Raw genomic sequence first — 17,864 nt, 5'->3', positions numbered from 1 at the left:
TAAAACGAATATTAACTAAACCTAAAATTCATTAAATTATGAAGAAAATTACAAGTATTTTGGTTTTTATGCTTTTAGCTGCATTAATTCCAAATAAAATTGAGGCTCAAAAAAACGTCTTGTATGTTATCCAGGATGGCACCAATGACGAAGGCAACGGTAGCTCTGTGCCTGGAAACGACGCCATAACCAGGATGTTGGAGTCTGACGCCAATTTCACCGTTTCATGGGTTAAAATAGCAAATGCAGATTTCACAGTTACCGAAATGGGGACTCAAGCAGTTGGAAGTAATGCCATTTCTAGTCCAGTTGATTTTACTGGCTTCGATTTAGTTATTGCCACCGAAAGTTTGGCATCATCCAATGCTATTTTCAAGGCTGGCAATCCATTACACCCTGACCAATTAACTATTCCTGCTATTTATGCTAAATCCTATGCTTTTAGAGGCAGTTCAACCGCATTGGTTACGTCTTCCTCTGCTGTAACACGAACTCAAGAATTATCTATGAGTGTTGTAGATGCAGCAAGCCCTATTTTTAGTGGTATAGATGTTTCTGGAGGTAGTGTTGAATTTTTTAGAACCACTTCAGACGATAAGGGTGGTATAGGGCCTTATGCAGTAGATGTTGTTATTGATCTTGAAATATCATCTAGCACCACTTTATTGGCTTCTGTACCGCACATTACTGATAATGCTACTTCTGTTGGAATTAACTACTTCCCTTCAGGGACTCAAGTAGGCACAACTGCTGATGGTGCATTTGCTCAGGATGCCATAGCATTCCCCTTCAATTTTGGTGCTACACGTAAAATGGACGGGGGCAACGTAACTTCAGAATTTTTAACCGTTTGGAGAAATGCTGCCTACATGTTAACTGGGCAAACTGTTCCAACAACATTACACGTAAATCCTGATTATGACAAATACGAAATTGTTGAAGAAACAACAGTTTACGATTTTAGAGATGGATCAATCATTCCAAACCATACAGATGGTTACGTACTTCAAGGGTCTGATGAAGCAAATGCTCAACCTCAAACAGATAGATTTAAAAGTGCGGATGGTAGATTGGATTACAGACATGCTCCAGGCGATAACTATCACAATGCTGCTTATGGACTAGATATGAAAAATAGCTCCAGAGTACTTTTAAAACCATTAGGAACTTCTGTTGTTAAAGTTCCATTATCACAATTTTCAAGTTTAGACTTTGATTTTAAAATGCCAAATAACAACAATAAGTCATGGGTAAAAGTCAATGGAAACTCATCTCCTGATGGTACGTACCAAGAAATTCTTAATGCCACAGCTGCTGATGGACAAGATTTAAACGAGTTTATCACTATAGAATTTTTTGCCACAGTTGGTAACTCTCAAAATTTAGAATTTTTGGCATCTAATGTTAACGGAGGTTCTGATATATACTTACCATACCTTGAGGTAACATACGAAGTATTAAGAAAAACACCTACAAAGATACTTTATTTAAACAATGCCAACTCATCTGATGAAGGCGGTACTATTTCTGCCCCTGGTAATGACGCCATCACTAGAATGCTAAATTCTGATGAGAATTTTGAAGTTACTTCTGGCACCATTGATGGAATTGGCACGATTACACCTTCAGACCTGAGTCCTTACGACCTAATCATCATTCAAGAGGATGTGTCTTCTGGATCTAGCGCTTTTAAATCTAGTGCAGATGGCCCATTGGCACCTAAAAATCTAACGGTTCCAGTAATTTATTGTAAGTCAGAAGCTTTTAGAGCTGACAAAGCAACTGTTTCAACAGCTGCAGCTATTGCTAGCAACAAAAGTGATATATCGGTAACGGTTCCCTTAGCTAACCAAGATAATCCTATTTTCAGTGGTATTGATTTTACTGGAGGTGATGATGTACGCTTATTCTATACCGCTACAAACGGCAATGGCACAGGCACAGGCAATACAGCTCTAAAAGTTTTAAATGGTTTAGAAATGGATCCAGTTGCTGCGACATTGGCAACTACTCCAGAGGTTATTGACCCTAATTCTTCAATAGTTATTAACCATATCCCATCAGGAACAAAGCTAGGTACTGATGCTGGCGACGTTTCAACCCAAGACATCGTTGTTTTTGCTTTTGGTTATGGCGCTCAAGTTAGAGGTGATGGTAGAAATATGACTTCTGAAGCATTAACTATTTGGAGAAATGCTGTTTATATGCTTACTGGTAAAGAAGTTCCAACCAACCTTTATGAAAACGGTCAAGCATATAAACAAATACTTTATGTAAACCAAATTGGTGTTGGTCAAGGCGAAGGAGCTTCTGCCCCAGGTGCAGACCCTGTAATTAACATGTTCAATGCCGATGATAATTTCTTTGTAACTTATGTTGAAACACCTTCTGACGGTAGTGCAATACCTGATATTTCTGGTTTCGATTTAGTTATTGCTCAAGAAACCATTAGCTCTGGAGCAGCATTGTTCCAACCAGGTGGTGCATTAGGTATAAAAGATGTTACAACACCTATTATCTACAACAAAACCTGGGCCTTTAGGGATGGCAGAGCTGTTACCGATGCTGATGCTTCAGTTGAAGCAACCCAAAATGTTTCGGTTACAGCAACCAATAAACTTCACCCTCTATACAATGGTATTGATTTTACGGGAGGAGATGATATTAGAATCTTTAAGTCGGCAACTGCTCAAGACGATGGCAGCACTGGCGGTAACAAGGCTATTGATGCCCTTATCAACATCGATATTGCCGCAACTATAGCCGGAACAGCAAATTCATTGGCAACGGTACCAGAAGCTTCAGACCCAAGCAGTTCTTTTGTTATTAATTATTTACCTGCTGGAACACAGTTAGGAGAAGCTGCTACCGATGTTCTTGGCGTTAATGCTGTAGCATTATCGTTTAGCTACGGCGCTACAATATTAGGTGACGGAGCTAACATCACCCCTGAAGCATTGACTATTTGGAGAAATGCCGCTTACATGCTTATTTATGGTCCTGCCGAAGTACCAACTACACTTGTTGAAAATCCGGCTTACATGGCTCCTGCAAAAGTGCTTTACGTAAACCAAACTGGTGTTGGTCAAGGCGAAGGAGCTTCTGCTCCAGGTGCTGACCCCGTAATTAACATGCTTAACGCAGATACTAATATTGAGGTATCATATGTGGAAACACCTTCTGACGGAAGCGCTATTCCAGATATTTCTGGTTTCGATGTTGTAATTGCTCAAGAAACCATTAGCTCCGGAGCAGCATTGTTCCAGCCAGGTGGAGCATTAGGTGTAAAAGATGTTACAACACCTATTATTTATAACAAAACTTGGGCCTTTAGAGACGGTAGGGCTGTTACTGATGCTGATGCTTCAGTTGAAGCGACTCAAAATGTTTCGGTTACGGCAACTAATACGCTTCATCCATTATTCAGTGGTATTGATTTCACTGGAGGTGACGATATTAGAATCTTCAAAGAAGCTACTGCTCAAGACGATGGCAGCACTGGCGGGAACAAAGCCATTGATGCGCTAATTAATATTGATATTGCAGCGACAATAGCTGGTACAGCGAATTCTTTGGCAACAGTACCAGAAGCTACAGATCCAAGTAGTTCTTTTGTTATCAATTACTTGCCTGCTGGCACACAATTAGGTGAAGCTGCTACTGATGTTCTTGGTGTTGATGCGGTTGCATTATCGTTCAGCTACGGCGCTACTATTTTAGGTGATGGTGCAAACATTAGTCCAGAAGCTTTAACCATTTGGAGAAACGCAGTATACATGTTAGCATTTGGACCTACTGAGGTACCAACTACCTTGGTTGAAAATCCAGCGTTTACTTTAAGTATTGATAAAGCCGGAGAGGTATCTAACGTATCTTCAAACGTAAGAGCCATTGGAAACAGGGTTTATGTTTCTGATGTGAAATCTTCAACTGAAATTAATATTTATAGCATGACTGGTGCTTTGGTAAAAACTATTAAAACCAACACCAACACAGATTTTAACTTCAGCACAGGTCTTTGGATTGCTACGGTTAAAACTGTAGAAGGAACCAAAGCTGTAAAATTATTAGTTAAATAGTATTTACAACTGTAAACCAAAAGCTATTTTAAAGGGATGCCAATTGGCATCCCTTTTTTATTTCTAAAAATCAACCAATCAACTTTTGTGCAAAGCAAATACTCTCCTAAAAATTAATTTAAATTTTTAATGAATTTTAAAATTATTACAGAAAGTTAGTGCTTGTGAAATCGACCAATGATCAATATTTTGAACAAATTATTACCAAATAGTTAATTTTAAGGGTTTATTTTTAAAAGAACCACAGTTTTTTCTATAAAAACACTAAAACCCAATTAAACAAAAACTAACATGAAACAACAAAACTTAAGACTTTTTCTCTTTATTATACTAGGAATTGTTTTACCTATTCAACTGAATGCTCAAGCCAAGCAGGTTTTATATGTAAATCAAACAGGTGTAGGAGCCTCTTCATCACTACCATCTGACCCTGGCGAAGATTTTGTAATTAAAATGCTACAAGAAGACCCTAACTTTGATGTAACATACATTGAAACGAGCCAAGATGGAAGTGATTTACCAGAAATTACCGGATTTGACTTGATTATTGCTCAAGAAAATATAGTTTCGGGTGCCGACCTTTTTAAACCAAATGGTTTATTAGGCATAAAAAATGTTACTGTACCCATTATATACAATAAATCAGGAGCCTTCCGAGATGGCAAAGCTGTTACTGATGTGGACGCTGTTGCTGAGAGCACTCAGAATTTGTTTATTACCGTACCTCAAGCTAATCAAGACCATGATATTTTCAGCGGTATTAACTTTTCAGGAGGAGAACAAATTAGAATACACTACGAACTGTCTAATGGTGATGGATCTGAATTAGGTAATAACTCCATTGAGATTATCAACTACTTGGACATTTCTGATCCAAATACATTGTTAGCAACGGTTCCCGAGATTATAAATCCAGAAAAGGCAATGGCAATAAACTATTTTCCCGCAGGAACGCAATTAGGCGAAAACCCTGATGACCAGTTACTAGTTGATGCGGTTGCCTTACCATTTAAATATGGCGCTTTAGTTAGAAATGACGGTAAAAATATATCGTCTGAAGCTCTAACTATCTGGAGAAATGCTGCATATCTATTGACTGGTCTAGTTGTTCCAGAGGAATTATATTACAACCCTGAAACAGCAATGAACGTACTTTATGTAAACCAAACTGGTGTTGACCCTGGTGATGGTGGAGGTTCAGCTCCAGGTTACGACCCCGTAGTTAGAATGTTGGAGTTTGACCAACATTTTACTGTTACTTACGTGGAAACGCCTGCCGATGGGAGTGCTATACCTAACGACCTTACAGAGTTCGATTTAATTGTAGCTCAAGAAACCATTAGCTCTGATGCCGGATTATTTACTCCTGAAGGGCCACTTGGCGTAAAAAACGTATCTGTTCCCATCATTTACAATAAAACATGGGCCTTTACAGATGGTAAAGCTGTTACCGATGCTGATGCAGTAGTATCAGCTACCCAAAACTTTTTTATTACCGTACCTGAAGCCAACCAAGGCCATGATATATTTAGTGGTATTGATTTTTCAGGAGGAGACCAGGTTAGAATTACTTATGAATTGGCAAATGATGATGGCTCTCCTGGCGGAAACAAAGCTATTGATGTACTTAATGATTTAGAAATTTCTACGCCTAACACTTTATTGGCTACTGTAAACGAAGTTACCGATCCACAAAAAGCCTTTGTTGTCAATTATCTTCCTGCTGGGACCCAGTTGGGTGAAGCAGCAACAGATCAGCTTCAAGTTGATGCCGTGGCCTTATCATTCAGCTATGGAGCTTTGGTAAAAGGAAAAGGAACCAATATAACGGCCGAGGCACTTACCATTTGGAGAAATGCAGCTTATATGTTAACAAACGTGCCAATTCCCAACGAATTATATGATAATCCAGCGTTACACAAACAAGTTTTATATCTTAACCAAAAAGGTGTTGACGCACCTACCCCAGAGGTATCAACACCCGGTGATGACCCTATAATTAGGATGCTTGAAGCCGATGGTAATTTTGAGGTGACTTATATTGAAACTTATAATCATGGACTTCAAATTATTGACCCTGGTTTTTTCGATCTTGTAATTGCACAAGAAACGCTAAGTTCAGGAGGCGACTTTTTTAAGCCAGGTGGGAAACTTGGGGTTAGAGATATACAAACACCTATTATCTATAACAAATCTAGCACCTTTAGAGACAGCAGGGCTGTTACAGACGCTAATGCCATTAATGTAGACACTCAAAACCTATCTGTAACAGTATTACCAGAAAACCAAAACCACGATTTATTTAGTGGAATTGATTTTAATAGCAGTAATCAAATTAGACTATTGGCAGAAACTTCACAAAGCGATGGTACAGATGGTGGCAACAAAGCCATTGAAATAATAAATGAGCTAGACATCTCTACCTCCGGCTCTTTGCTAGCAACGGTTGATGAAGTTTCAGTTGCTGACAAAGCCGTAGTATTTAATTTTTGGCCAGAGGGAACTCAATTAGGAGAAAACCTTAACGATGTTCTTAATGTTGATGCTTTCGCATTTTCATTAAGCTACGGTGCTATTGTTAACGGTGACGGCGAAAACATATCTTCGGAAGCACTAACTATGTGGAGAAATGCAGCCTATATTTTGACAGGCTTAGAAGTTCCTACAGATTTATACGTTAACCCAGATTATACGCTGAGCATAGATAAAGCCGGGCAAGTTTCAAAGGTATCTTCAAGCGTTAGAGCTATTGGAAATAGAATTTATGTTTCTGATGTAAAACTTCCAACCGAAATTAATATTTACAGTATTTCGGGTGCTTTAGTGAAAACAGTAATAACATATACCAACACCAATTTTAACTTTAACACAGGCCTTTGGATAGCTACGGTTAAAACAATAGAAGGCACCAAAGCTGTGAAATTACTAGTTATGTAACATTAAAAACTAACAAAAAAAGGGGCAATATTGCCCCTTTTTTAATCCATATTAGAAATACCACACTTGAACTTCTCAAAATAAAATTCACATCACTTTCACACACATCTTCACAAAAAAATCTATTTTTTTATAATATAAAGATGAATCTCACTTAATAATCTCAATTTCTTTTATGGGTAGTGTCTTTCGTTATTAATTATTTGAAGACAAACCTATACACTGAATTTTAAAACTACTAACAATCATCATCTTAAAGCCCAAAAACAACGTATTCTTATTTTTGGCACGCTGTTTGTAAATTATTAAGCGAGTTACATTTTTAAAACACAATTATTATGAAAAAGTTTATATTCTTATTAGTTGGGCTAATCCTTACGGGGTTTACCGCTAATGCAGCCACAACGACCAATTTAGACCATTCAAAAACCACCTTTTACAACCGGGGTTATGGAAACTCTTTCATATTTGTTGAAAACGGTATTGAATTTTCAGTTTTTCCAGATGGACAATTCGATTTTAATATTTTAAGAAACAATTCGCACTTAAGCGTTTCTATTGGCTCGCCACATGTTAACATTAGTTTTAATTCTGGTTACGATTATAACGCGTATGTACAGTACGACGAGTTTGGAGCTATTATCCAAATAGAAAACACCCCTATTTTTTATGATTATTACGGACGTATAAGTCAGGTTGGAAACATTAACATCTACTACAATAATTTTGGTTACGTGTCTCGTGTAGGCGGTCTTTATGTACATTACAACAGACGTAACATATTTTCCCATTGTACTGGCTATATAAACGTTTACAACAGAAGCTATATATACAGGCCATGGCACAGATACTATAGCGTTCCAGCTTATGATTATTGTGTGGTTTACAACAGACCTTACAGACGCTATTATACCCCTGTACGATATACTTACCGCAGACCGTTTCACAACAATTACAGACCTAGAACTTCTGTATCAAGAAGAAGAGGGAATACCATTGCGAGAAACCGAAGCTACGCCACAGTAAACCGAAGCAAGCGCAACATAACAAAAGTTAACAGAACTGCTGTTTCAAGGCGCCATACCACTCAAGGTAAAACCGTAAGGCGTAATAACAAAACCAATAAGCGCAATAATACTCCTGTAAACCGTAATGTTACAAGGAGAAACAATAAGGTTACGCAATCACCTACTAACAGAACTTATTCTCGAATGAGTAATAATAAAACAACAAGAGAAAATGTTAACAGAAGGATTAACAGAAACAATGATGATAGATCAAAAAATAATAGGATTTCGCATAAACCAAAAACATCAAATAGACGTACATATAATACAAGCACTAACAAAAAAAGAAATACTCAAGTAGCTCATCGACAAGTAAAAAGTTCAAAATCAACTCAAAGACCAAACATAAAAAGAGCTACACAAAATAGAAATATTAGAGCCGCAAGAACAAACAGCTCCACAAACAATACAAGATCGGTAGTTAGCAGAAGACGATCATAACAATTTTGGTTGGTTAGTTTGGAAAGCCCTGCGATAAGTTTGCCTCAAAGCAACATCGTGGGGTTTTCTGTTTTTAGAAACATTTCAAAAAAAAACATATTTATTTCATCTTCAAATAGCGTTTTATTACCGCTGATATATCTTCTGAAAAATTAAATTTTAAAACCATAAAAACATAGACCAAGGTTATTAAACCAGATTTTAAAGCTATGTTTACGAACGGATGAAACGGAAAGTCCCAAAAGTAAAACAACAAAAGGCTCATTAAAATCAAAGCACCTATTTTTAGAGTAGATACTGTAAAGGGAAAAATTTTAAACTTAGTATAGACAAAATAGAGCTTAATCGAGTTGTATATAAAAACAGCCAAAAAAGTTGCAAGCCCGGCCCCATTTATGCCAATCCACGGAATAAAAACCATATTGAGCAACACCATTAAAACAACAAGAAAAACACCCAAAACAAGCACCATCCTATAATAATCACTATTAAACAAAATAGCATTGTTGCTCCCCAAAAGAGAATCATATAACTTAGAAATGCTAATAATAAAAACAACAAACATTCCGCCACTAAATTCCTCAGGAATAATGCGGTACAATTGATCTACATTCAGCACAATCAATAAAAAAATAAAGCCGCCCACTACAAATAGGTTAAGTGAACTTTTTTTATACAAATCATCTAACGCTTCAAAATCCCGCTCATTTAAATATTTAGCCGATAACGGCAGCAATATTTGATGCATTGCTCTTTGTGGCACAGCAATAACTGCCGAAATGAATATAGCAACATTATAGTAAGCAATCTGTTCGATATCAATATACTGCCCCAACATAACCTTGTCCACATCTAAAAGTATAGTCGCTATAGAACCGGCAATAATAATTAAAAAAGAATATTTTAAAATACCGCTAAGGCCATTAATTTTGTTGAAAGTAAGCACCGGAAGCCGAATACTAAAAGCATATATCTTCATTACCAACATTCGCAAGACATAAACAATAACCAAACCTACCATAAATTGTTCGACGCTTATAATTTCTAAGTGAAGCGCAAAAAGAAGCACCATTACTCCTGCCCTATGGAAAACCTCTTTCATAAAGTTACCGAACACGGTTTTCATTTGCACCTTTGCCCAAGCAAAAAACACCTCAAAATAAGCCAAAGCAATAGCAATGATAACGGTATGCCACAAATAACTTTTTATAATCGCATTGGTTTCAGACAAAAACCCACCAATTACGTCGTAAGAGAAGTAAGTAATCGCCACCAACGGAAGAATAACACCAATAGGCAAAAGCAACATTAATGTTAAAAAACTGTTTAAAGACAGGCGTGTTTTAAAAGACGAATAAAACTTCACCAAAGTGTTATGAACCCCAAAAGCCATAAGCGGCATAATCACATAAGCCAAAGACAGCATATAGCCAACCATACCATAATACTCATCACTTAAAAATTTTGTATAAAGAAAAAGGGTGTTAACGGCTCCTATAAAAAAACCTAAATACGTATACACAACGTTTTTAAAGGACTGTAAAGCAACTATACCCATTACTATAATAGCTTAGATAAAGATTGGGTTAGAAATCTACGGTGGTATTTTTGAAGACCGATGGGGTGCGACTGCAAGGACTTGTTTTTATATGATTTATAATGACCTAATATAAGGCTTTTTAAAGAATCGTAATCGTTGTAACCGAAGTAATCCCCGGTATTTGTTTCCTTAAGAATTCTTTTTACATCTGACCCCTCTGGCCCCAAAGCAATTATAGGCCGGTTTGAAACCATATATTCAAATAGTTTTCCTGGAATAATGCATTTAGTTTCTTCTGAATCTATCTCGATAAGCAACAATAATTGAGACTTTTTTTGAAATTTAATCGACTTTTTATGAGACACATAACCAACTTCATTTAAATGATTTTCTAAACCATTATTTTTTATCGATTTTATAACACTTTCGCTAACAGCCCCAATTAAATTAAGCTGAAAATCTTCTGAAAACCCATTGTTTTCCTTTATTAATTCCGAAAAAATACGCCAGAGAACCTCTGGATTTCTTTTGGATAAAAGCGAACCAATATGCGACACAGAAAATTTGTTATCCATTTTAAAGTCCAACACCCCTTCATCATCATAGCCATTGGTTATTACTTCAATAGGCTTATCCGTAATTTGCCCAAACTCCAGCTTTGTAACAAAGCTCGTTACCACAATTTGATCCGCAGTGCTCAAAACAAGTTTTTCAAGGTTTTTATGCTTTTCTTCAGAAGCCTTTGTCAATTTTAATCGCTTGTGGTAGCCAATAGTGGTCCATGGATCTCTGAAATCCGCCAGCCATTTAACAGCAAGTTTTTCTTTTAAACGAAGCCCAATGAGGTGCAAGCTATGTGGTGGACCGGTAGTTAAAATGGTTTTTATACCTTCCTTTTTAATGTATTCACAGAGATAGTATACCGAGGGCTCCACCCACCCTACTCTTGCGTCTGGTATAAAAAAATTACCACGCACAAAGAGCAATGTTTTATCAATAAAGGATTGCTTTTTTTTATCGGGTATTATTCCCTTGCTAATCGTTTTTGAAGATTTTTTTGAAAATAAATTCGCAATCTTGTATGGCTCTCTTATCGGGTGCTTTAAAATAGTTAACCCTTTTGGCACTTCAGCATTTAAGCTTTCGTCTATTATTGGATAGCTGGGGTTTTCTGGCACATAAACAATTGGTTCTACCCCAAACTCTGGCAAATACTTAACAAACTTTAACCAACGCTGCACACCAGGACCTCCGGCAGGTGGCCAATAATACGCTATTATTAAAACTTTGTTTTTGCCCATTTAAAAACCTAAAAGAATAAATTAATACGCCCGAACTCCCTTAAACCAGTCTACTGATTTTTAAACATATAGAACAAACCCACTAAAAGCAACACCCCAAACACTATAGACCCTGCTAAGGAAATTGCACTTCCGGTTTTCACAACATCTGGTTCAAATTTAAACTCAATAACATGCTTACCTTTTGGAACAGGCATACCTCGCAAAATATAGTCTACACGCATGTGCTCAACTTCTTTACCGTCAAGAAATGTTTTCCAACCCTTTGGATAATACACCTCTGAGAACACAACAAACCCATCGTTTTTATTTTTAGACTTATACTTTAAATAATTTGGCTCAACCTTTTGAATTTCAACTGACGATAACGTGTCAATTAAAGCAAACTTCTTTTTTATGCCATTTATTTTTTCGAGTGCTTTATGAGATGAGTAAACCGCACTTTTTTTATTATCCAAACTATCTAAAGCTATAATTTCTTCATCAGCAGAACCAACCATTATCAGCTCCTCAACAAACCAAGCGCTTCCATTAGCTTTGTCGTTTTCATAAGGAAACGTATTACCTTTTTCATCTTGCGCCACAATATATTTTGTATTGAGCATATTGAGTACATTGATGTTATTTTTAGAAATATAAAAATCGAAAACCTCACTGTAACGCCTCAATTCTGCTGCATTGTACCCATTTAGAGAATTATGGAAATAAGAGGGTTTTGATGGCCCAGAGACCATATCGAAAACCCGATAATACCCTTTATCATTTAAAATGTGTTTATCGATCTCTGTAGCATTAAAAGGCTTGCTCATGGCAATGCTCGACACAAAATCATCATTATTTACATAACGCCGGTCAACTCCAATCAAATCAAACAAAATCAATATGGCAAAAGCTGCCACCACCCATTGTTCTTTCCATTTTTTCTTTAAAAACATAAAAATAGCGCCTGCCGATAGCAACACTAAAACCAAACTCCTCAATGTGTCTTGAGTGAAAAGCGTTTTTCTATCTGTTTTTAAAGCATCAACAAAAGCCTGACCGTAATTTTGGCGATAATAACCATCATTAGCACCAACAAAATCAAAAAGAGACGACTTAAACAGCAAAAACAACAAGGCTAAACCTCCAGAAATAGCCGTTGCATATTTTAGTGCTTTAAGTTTTTCTTCATTTTTTTCGTAGTTGTTAAAAAGCTTCATCAACCCAAAAACAGCTAAAACCGGTACGCAAAGTTCCAATATAACCTGGATGGATGTTACGGCTCTAAACTTATCGTATAGCGGCACGTAGTCAATAAAAAAGTTGGTTAAAAACCCTAAATTCTTTCCGTAAGACAAGAGTAGCGAAAACACCGTTCCTCCAACAAGCCACCATTTCAATCGTCCTTTCACCAAAAACAAAGCAAAAACAAACAAGAACAACACTACAGCCCCAATGTAGGCTGGCGCCTCAACAATAGGTTGGTTGCCCCAATACATGGGCGCTCTCTTAGCCTGCTGAGCAGCCTGGGTTGTTGTTGCCCCTAATTTTCTAAACGCCTCATAAGTTGCCGAGTCTTTACCAACGTCCTCGCCATTTCCGCCCCCCATAAACCTTGGGATAAACAAGTTAAACGTTTCGGCAAACCCATAACTAAACTGTGTTATATAATCTTTACTCAACCCCGAAGTTACATTCGGTTTCGGTGTACCATCAGCATTAATAGTAAGCTCACTTTTACTTCTCTTGCTTTCCTTAACATACTCACTGGTAGCCATAATATTGGTCGCGTTTAAAGCAATGGAAAGCACTACGGCGCCAACCATAATAGCAACCGATTTAAAATAATGAGACAACAATCCTTTTTTATAGGCATCAATCAAGTAGGCGATTCCTAAAATAATCACCAAAAACATTAGGTAATACGTCATTTGAAAATGATTCGCGACTAATTCCAAGCCCATGGCTATCGTAGTCAACAAAAAACCGAGAAAATACTTCTTTCTAAATACCAAAACGATTCCACTAATCACTAATGGCATGTAAGCAATAGCATGCGCTTTACTGTTATGCCCAACACCCAAAATAATAATCAGGTAGGTGGAAAACCCAAAAGCCAAAGCTCCTAAAACTGCTAATTTAAAATCAACTTTTAGTGTAAGTAGCAAAATGTAAAACCCTAAAAGGTAAAGAAATAAATAATCTGCTGGACGTGGTAAAAACCGCAATGCAAGATCAAATTTTTTAATATAATTATGCGGATACCTAGCTCCCAATTGATAGGTTGGCATACCTCCAAATGCAGCGTTTGTCCAGTAGGTTTCTTCGCCCGTTTCGGCTTTGAAATCTTTTTGCTGCTTGCTCATGCCAATAAACTGAACAATATCGTTTTGATATATGGCTTTGCCTTGCAAAACAGGATTAAAATAAGCCAAAGCGATGACTACAAACCCTAATAAAACTAAGATGTGTGGAAGTAATCTTTTAAAAGAAAATTGCATGGATTTTTATTAAGAAAAATGAAGTCGGAAATTAATCAATTTCTTCGTAATCCACATAGTCTCCCACATTTTTATTTGAAGTTTTTGTTTGTGGAATTTTATCTATGGTAACTTCACCCTCTTTTTTTGGAGGCTGCTTTTGGTTTTTTCTTGACTGAAAATCACCAAATTGCCCCCCAAAACGTTGTTCGGCCTTTTTAGCGGCATACTTTACCAAATAAGGTGCGAAAATGCGTGATAATATTTTAAGGCCGTAATAAACTAATGCTATTATAAGTATGGTTCTTAATAAACCCATTTTCTACTATAATTTGTTATTCAATACAAAAATACGATTATGTGCGTTTAATTGAATGCGAAAAATGATAAAAAAACTATAAAATATCTATATTTGGGAATGCTTTTAACCAAATTCCTTAAATGTTTTAGCAAACCTACTTGTATTATGAATACATTAAAATCTACATTATTCTTGTTATTGAGCTTTGTTACTACACAAGGCTTTTGTCAATATACTGAAGTTATAAACTCTAATCGGCCGGGCGTTTCACGAAGTGCTTTCTCTGTCGGCACTAATGTGGCCCAACTTGAAATAGGCCCCTTTATTTTAAAAGAAGAACGCACACCCAATCAAGCATATGAAATTTCTGGTTTTGGTATTGATTTTGCCGCGCGTTACGGTCTGTTTTTTGAAGAACTTGAACTGAACATTGAAGGCACGTACCAAAACGACACCAAAACGTTTGCCTCAAATTTTAATGCCGAAGAAGACCGTGCCAATTTTAGGTTTGCAGCTATTGGCGCCAAATATTTGCTCTACGACCCCTACAAAAATGCCGAAGAAGACAAGCCCAACCTCTACAGTTGGAAAGCCAACAGGCGGTTTAAATGGAAATCGCTTATTCCTGCCGTTTCTATCTATGCGGGAGCAAATTACGATACTAAAAACAACCCTTACACCGCTCCGGGCATTGAAGGATTTAGCCCTAAAGTGATGATTGCAACGCAAAACAATTTTTCTGGCGGCTGGGTATTTGTTATGAATTTAATTAAAGACAGGATTGGCACAGACCAATCTGACTTTCAATATATTTTGACACTAACACACTCATTCAGTCCAAAATGGGTTATTTTTGGCGAAACACAAGGTATTAAAAGTGATTTTTATGCCGATAACCTGTTTCGTTTTGGAGGCGCATATTTGTTAGGTAAAGATTTTCAACTAGATACCGCATTGACGTTTAACACCAAAGACACGCCTTCGGTTTTTAATGTAAGCCTAGGCGCTTCTTATCGTTTGGATTTCCATAAAGACAAAGAAATTGACAATGGCACCTCTGCCAAAGATGCTCTGGAGCGCAAAAACAATAGAAGTGGAAAAAACAGAAAAAGGAAAAACAAAAGTAAAACAGACGATTCTTTGAACAGAAGAAGAAAAGCCGATATAGATTTCAACTAAACCAACCTATAAGCTATTGCCTTAACCATGGTAACACTAAAAGAAGTACAGACAAAAAAAGACTTAAAAGCTTTTGTTAAATTTCCATTTAAACTATACAAAGGTTCAAGATATTGGGTGCCTCCCATTATAAGTCAGGAAATAAAGACCTTTGACAAAACCGAAAACCCCGTTTTTAAAGATGCTGAGGCTAGACTGTTTCTAGCCTATAAAAACAATGAAATAGTTGGCAGAGTTGCCGCCATTGTTAATTGGCTTGAAATAAACGGACAAAACCAAAAAAAAATGCGTTTTGGCTGGTTTGACTTCATTGATGATTTGGAAGTTTCGAAAGTTTTGTTTGAAAAAGTTGAAGAAATTGGCAAAGCACACAACTTAGAATATGTTGAAGGCCCTGTTGGATTCTCTAATTTGGATAAGGTAGGCGTTTTAACTGAAGGATTTGATTCTATTGGTTCGATGGTAACATGGTACAACCATCCATACTACATAAAGCATTACGAGGCTGCAAACTACAAAGTTGAAAAATCATATTGCGAAAGCAGATTCCCTTTTTCCAACGTAAAGCCTGAGTTCTTTCGCAAAGCCAACGAATTGATAAAAAAACGGTACAAATTAAAACCTCTTAATTTCACTTCTACTAACGAGGTTATGCCTTACGCCGACAAAATGTTTGATTTGTTTAACGACAGTTACGCCAAACTATCATCATTTGTTGCCATTAACGATATCCAAAAAGCCTATTTTAAAAAGAAGTTCATAAAATTCATCAACCCCGAATACATAAAATTCGTGGTTGACGAGAACGACAACATGATAGCTTTTGCCATAGTAATGCCATCATTCTCAAGAGCGTTGCAAAAAATGAACGGTAAATTATTTCCTTTCGGTTTCATACATATTTTACGAGCCAAAAAACATAATAAAGAGGCTATTTTTTATTTGATAGGCGTACATCCAGACTACCAAAACAAAGGTGTTCACGCCGTGATATTCAATGAATATTACAATACTTTTAAAGAAAAAGGTATGGAAACCTGCTACAGAACCCCAGAACTAGAAGACAATGAAGCGATAAGAAAAATTTGGAAACACTTTGACCCTAAAGTCGTTAAAAGACGGAAAACCTTTAGAAAAGATTATGCATAAAAAAAAAATCCGATTCTATTAAGAATCGGATTTTTTGTCTTTATGTGAACTTACTGAATTATTACTCTCCCATCGCAGCCATAACTGCTGCAGAAAGGCGTTTGTAAGTACCGTTTTGTAATCGCTCTCTAATCGCATCAAATGCATCTAAAGTTTCACGAACATCTTCTAAGGTATGTGTTGCCGTAGGGATTAACCTTAGCAAAATCATTCCTTTAGGTATTACTGGGTAAACAACTATAGAACAGAATATGCCGTAATTTTCGCGTAAATCTTTAACCAAAGCCATCGCCTCTGGGATACTTCCTTTTAAGTATACAGGAGTTACACAACTTTGGGTAGTACCTATATCGAAGCCACGTTCTTTCAAACCAGACTGTAAAGCGTTTACATTTTCCCAAAGTTTAGCTTTCAACTCAGGCATGGTTTTCAACATTTCCAAACGCTTCAACGCCCCTGCTACCAACTGCATTTGCAGTGATTTGGCAAACATTTGTGAACGCAGGTTATACTTTAAATAATCTATTATTTCTTGATCACCAGCAATAAAAGCACCGGTACTGGCCAATGATTTAGCAAAAGTCGCAAAATAAACATCAATTTCGTCTTGAACACCTTGCTCTTCTCCTGTTCCTGCACCAGTCGCTCCTAAGGTTCCAAAACCATGGGCGTCATCTACAAATAACCTAAAATTGAATTTTTTCTTAAGCGCAACTATTTCTTTTAATCGTCCTTGCTCACCGCGCATGCCAAAAACACCTTCAGAGATTACCAAAATACCACCTCCAGTTTGCTCTGCCATTTTAGTGGCACGCTCAAGATTTTTTTCTAAACTTTCAACATCATTATGCTTATAAGTAAATCGTTTCCCCATGTGCAAACGAACACCATCAATAATACAGGCATGCGCATCTACATCGTAGACAATTATATCGTCTTTTGCTACAAGCGCATCAATGGTCGAAACCATGCCTTGATAGCCAAAATTTAAAAGGTAAGCCGCTTCTTTATTTACAAAAGCCGCTAATTCGTTTTGAAGTTTTTCATGTAAATCGGTGTGGCCAGACATCATTCGTGCCCCCATCGGGTAAGCCGAGCCATACTGTGCTGCCGCTTCAGCATCTGTTTTTCTCACCTCTGGGTGGTTAGCAAGTCCTAGATAATCATTGATACTCCAAGTGATTACTTCCTTTCCTTGAAACTTCATTCGATTTGAAATTTCGCCCTCTAATTTAGGAAACACAAAATATCCTTCTGCCTGAGATGCCCATTTTCCTAATGGCCCTTTATCCTTGTAAATCTTCTCAAATAAGTCTTTCATTTATTATAATCTTCTTATTGCTATTAAAGTTAAGACGTAACTATTACCAAATAAATGCTTTAAGGGAATAACAACACGATGTGTTTAGCA

Annotated in this window: 10 protein-coding genes; 5 read left to right on the top strand and 5 right to left on the bottom strand. The window is 36.9% G+C overall.

The features are described 5' to 3' along the window. Positions 1 to 38: 38 nt before the first annotated feature. From GSB9_00472 to GSB9_00470, 3 genes are all read left to right on the top strand, one after another. Positions 39 to 4,079 (top strand): T9SS type A sorting domain-containing protein, encoded by a 4,041-nt coding sequence (locus GSB9_00472; protein ID UKM63925.1) that lies wholly within the window; start codon positions 39 to 41, stop codon positions 4,077 to 4,079. A 291-nt stretch (positions 4,080 to 4,370) separates the two neighbouring features. Then, positions 4,371 to 7,016 (top strand): T9SS type A sorting domain-containing protein, encoded by a 2,646-nt coding sequence (locus GSB9_00471; protein UKM63924.1) that lies wholly within the window; start codon positions 4,371 to 4,373, stop codon positions 7,014 to 7,016. A gap of 338 nt (positions 7,017 to 7,354) precedes the next feature. Beyond that, entirely contained in the window at positions 7,355 to 8,524 is a 1,170-nt protein-coding gene (locus GSB9_00470; protein ID UKM63923.1) for a hypothetical protein, read from the top strand. Positions 8,525 to 8,624: 100 nt separating this feature from the next. On the opposite strand, the gene GSB9_00469 is transcribed toward GSB9_00470, so the two are convergent. The 4 genes from GSB9_00469 to GSB9_00466 are packed head-to-tail and all read right to left on the bottom strand — an operon-like array spanning position 8,625 to position 14,143. Next, entirely contained in the window at positions 8,625 to 10,082 is a 1,458-nt protein-coding gene (locus tag GSB9_00469) for a polysaccharide biosynthesis C-terminal domain-containing protein (protein UKM63922.1), read from the bottom strand. 2 nt (positions 10,083 to 10,084) lie between these two features. After that, a complete protein-coding gene (locus GSB9_00468) occupies positions 10,085 to 11,365 on the bottom strand; it encodes a glycosyltransferase family 4 protein (protein UKM63921.1) in 1,281 nt (426 codons plus the stop codon). Between the two features lie 50 nt (positions 11,366 to 11,415). Further along, positions 11,416 to 13,845, bottom strand: a complete 2,430-nt coding sequence (locus GSB9_00467; GenBank protein UKM63920.1) for a YfhO family protein — start codon at positions 13,843 to 13,845, stop codon at positions 11,416 to 11,418. Between the two features lie 31 nt (positions 13,846 to 13,876). Then, entirely contained in the window at positions 13,877 to 14,143 is a 267-nt protein-coding gene (locus tag GSB9_00466; GenBank protein UKM63919.1) for a DUF4834 family protein, read from the bottom strand. A 147-nt stretch (positions 14,144 to 14,290) separates the two neighbouring features. Here GSB9_00466 and GSB9_00465 point away from each other — a divergent pair, with 147 nt between their 5' ends. Then, entirely contained in the window at positions 14,291 to 15,304 is a 1,014-nt protein-coding gene (locus GSB9_00465; protein UKM63918.1) for a transporter, read from the top strand. A gap of 27 nt (positions 15,305 to 15,331) precedes the next feature. Then, the gene (locus tag GSB9_00464; GenBank protein ID UKM63917.1) at positions 15,332 to 16,453 is read left to right on the top strand and encodes a GNAT family N-acetyltransferase; all 1,122 of its coding nucleotides are present in this window, start codon (positions 15,332 to 15,334) and stop codon (positions 16,451 to 16,453) included. Positions 16,454 to 16,514: 61 nt separating this feature from the next. Here the strand turns inward: GSB9_00464 and GSB9_00463 are convergent, their stop codons facing one another. Continuing rightward, positions 16,515 to 17,774 carry an aminotransferase class I/II-fold pyridoxal phosphate-dependent enzyme gene (locus tag GSB9_00463; protein UKM63916.1) on the bottom strand — a complete coding sequence of 420 codons (1,260 nt, stop codon included), beginning with the start codon at positions 17,772 to 17,774 and terminating at the stop codon, positions 16,515 to 16,517. Positions 17,775 to 17,864 lie beyond the last annotated feature (90 nt).

The organism is Flavobacteriaceae bacterium GSB9, from assembly GCA_022749295.1.
Taxonomy (GTDB): Bacteria; Bacteroidota; Bacteroidia; order Flavobacteriales; family Flavobacteriaceae; genus Flavisericum.
Note: the sequence above shows the minus strand (reverse complement) of the source record. Positions and strands in the feature narration are given on the sequence as shown.

Excerpts from the sequence above, each read along its gene's own strand:
- GSB9_00469 (UKM63922.1), bottom strand. The coding sequence starts at position 10,082 with ATGGGTATAGTTGCTTTACAGTCCTTTAAAAACGTTGTGTATACGTAT.
- GSB9_00468 (UKM63921.1), bottom strand. The coding sequence starts at position 11,365 with ATGGGCAAAAACAAAGTTTTAATAATAGCGTATTATTGGCCACCTGCC.
- GSB9_00470 (UKM63923.1), top strand. The coding sequence starts at position 7,355 with ATGAAAAAGTTTATATTCTTATTAGTTGGGCTAATCCTTACGGGGTTT.
- GSB9_00472 (UKM63925.1), top strand. The coding sequence starts at position 39 with ATGAAGAAAATTACAAGTATTTTGGTTTTTATGCTTTTAGCTGCATTA.
- GSB9_00464 (UKM63917.1), top strand. The coding sequence starts at position 15,332 with ATGGTAACACTAAAAGAAGTACAGACAAAAAAAGACTTAAAAGCTTTT.
- GSB9_00471 (UKM63924.1), top strand. The coding sequence starts at position 4,371 with ATGAAACAACAAAACTTAAGACTTTTTCTCTTTATTATACTAGGAATT.
- GSB9_00466 (UKM63919.1), bottom strand. The coding sequence starts at position 14,143 with ATGGGTTTATTAAGAACCATACTTATAATAGCATTAGTTTATTACGGC.
- GSB9_00467 (UKM63920.1), bottom strand. The coding sequence starts at position 13,845 with ATGCAATTTTCTTTTAAAAGATTACTTCCACACATCTTAGTTTTATTA.
- GSB9_00465 (UKM63918.1), top strand. The coding sequence starts at position 14,291 with ATGAATACATTAAAATCTACATTATTCTTGTTATTGAGCTTTGTTACT.
- GSB9_00463 (UKM63916.1), bottom strand. The coding sequence starts at position 17,774 with ATGAAAGACTTATTTGAGAAGATTTACAAGGATAAAGGGCCATTAGGA.